This window comes from Sphingomonas sp. FUKUSWIS1 (assembly GCF_000733135.1).
Classification (GTDB): domain Bacteria; phylum Pseudomonadota; class Alphaproteobacteria; order Sphingomonadales; family Sphingomonadaceae; genus Sphingomonas; species Sphingomonas aerolata.
In genome coordinates this window covers 1-1819 of sequence record NZ_JPJC01000282.1, presented here as the reverse complement: position 1 = coordinate 1819, position 1819 = coordinate 1, and the positions used below count along the sequence as shown (strand labels likewise).

The 1819-nt window shown below is 69.5% G+C and carries 2 protein-coding genes; both read left to right on the top strand.

Features of this window, described 5'->3' with window-relative positions; translation table 11 throughout:
• The coding region (serS, locus tag sphsw_RS17965; RefSeq protein WP_031441819.1) for a serine--tRNA ligase at positions 1 to 1194 on the top strand (1194 nt) is incomplete at its 5' end.
• Positions 1194 to 1819: 5'/3'-nucleotidase SurE (surE, locus tag sphsw_RS17960; protein ID WP_031441818.1), on the top strand; the 626-nt coding region annotated here is incomplete at its 3' end. The genes serS and surE, both read left to right, overlap by 1 nt.

The following is a 1819-nucleotide window of genomic DNA, read 5'->3' as shown; positions in this document are numbered from 1 at the left end:
CTCGTCGCCCTCGACGAGCGCCGCCGTGCGACGATCGCCGAAGCGCAGGCCGCGCAGACCCGCCGCAACGAGCTGTCCAAGGCGATCGGCCAGGCCAAGGCGCAGAAGGACGAGCCGCGCGCACAGGCGTTGATGGCCGAGGTCGCCGCGCTGAAGGCCGCGTTGCCGACGCTTGAGGCCGACGAGGCGGCGCTGACCGCCGAGCTCGATGCGGCGCTCGCGGCGATCCCCAATCTGCCCGCATCGGACGTCCCTGCGGGGGTCGACGAGAGCGGGAATGTGCTCGTCCATGCACGCGGGACGAAGCCCGACTTCGCCTTCGCCCCCCGCGAGCATGACGTCGTCGGCCCGGCGATCGGGCTCGATTTTGAGACGGGCGTTGCGATGTCCGGCGCGCGTTTCACGCTGGTCCGCGGCCCCGCCGCACGGCTGCAGCGCGCCCTCGGCCAGTTCATGCTCGACCGGCTGACGCGCGATCACGGTTTCGAGGAAGTCGCGCCGCCGCTGCTGGTACGCGACGAGGCGGTGTTCGGCACCGGCCAGCTGCCCAAGTTCGCCGAGGACCTGTTCCGCACGACCGACGGCCGCTGGCTAATCCCGACCGCAGAGGTCAGCCTGACCAACATCGTGCGCGAACGGATCCTGACCGACGGCGAACTGCCGCTCCGCTTCGCCGCGCTGACGCCGTGTTTCCGCTCGGAGGCCGGGTCGGCCGGTCGCGACACCCGCGGCTATATTCGCCAGCACCAGTTCGACAAGGTCGAGATGGTCGCGATCGTCACCCCGGACCAGTCCGAGGCCGAGCACGAGCGGATGACGCAGTGCGCCGAGGGCGTGCTCGACGCGTTGCAGCTTCCGTTCAGGCGGATGCTTCTATGCGGTGGCGATATGGGCTTCACCGCGGCGCGCACCTATGATCTGGAAGTCTGGCTCCCCGGCCAGGCGCAGTATCGCGAGATATCCAGCATTTCGACCTGCACTGATTTCCAGGCGCGTCGCATGAACGCGCGCTATCGCCCCGAGGGCGAGAAGGCGACGCGGTTCGTCCACACGCTCAACGGCTCCAGCCTCGCGGTCGGCCGCACGCTCGTCGCGGTGATCGAGAATTATCAGCAGGCGGATGGCGCAGTCGCGGTACCGACCGCGCTCCAGCCCTATCTGGGCGGCCTCACCCTGCTCGAGCCCGCTGCCTGATGCGGATCCTGCTGACCAATGACGACGGCTATCACGCGCGCGGGCTGAAGGTGCTCGAGGCGATCGCCGCGACGCTGTCCGACGATGTCTGGGTGGTGGCGCCGGCGGAGGAACAGTCGGGCGCGGGCCATTCGCTGACGCTGTCGCGACCGCTGCGCGTGCGCAAGTTTGCCGAGAAGCGCTATGCCGTCGCCGGCACGCCGACCGATGCGGTGATGATGGCGCTGGCCCGGATCATGAACGACAGCCCCCCCGACCTGATCCTGTCGGGGGTCAATCGTGGCGCCAACCTCGCCGAGGACGTGACCTATTCGGGCACCGTCTCCGCTGCGATGGAGGGTGCGCTGGCCGGGGTCCGGTCGATCGCGCTGAGCCAGGTCTACAGCCGGGAAGGCATGGGCGATTCGGTCCCGTTCGAGGTCGCGGCCGCCTGGGGCGAACGTGTCCTGCGCCCGCTGCTCGATGCGCCGCTCGCCCCCCGGACGCTCGTCAACGTCAACTTCCCCGTCGGTGCGGCCGATGCGGTGCGCGGCATTCGCGTCGTCGGCCAGGGCCTGCGCGACTATGGCCGGTTGCAGATCGTCACCAACACCGACCCGCGCGGCTATGAGTATCACTGGTTCGC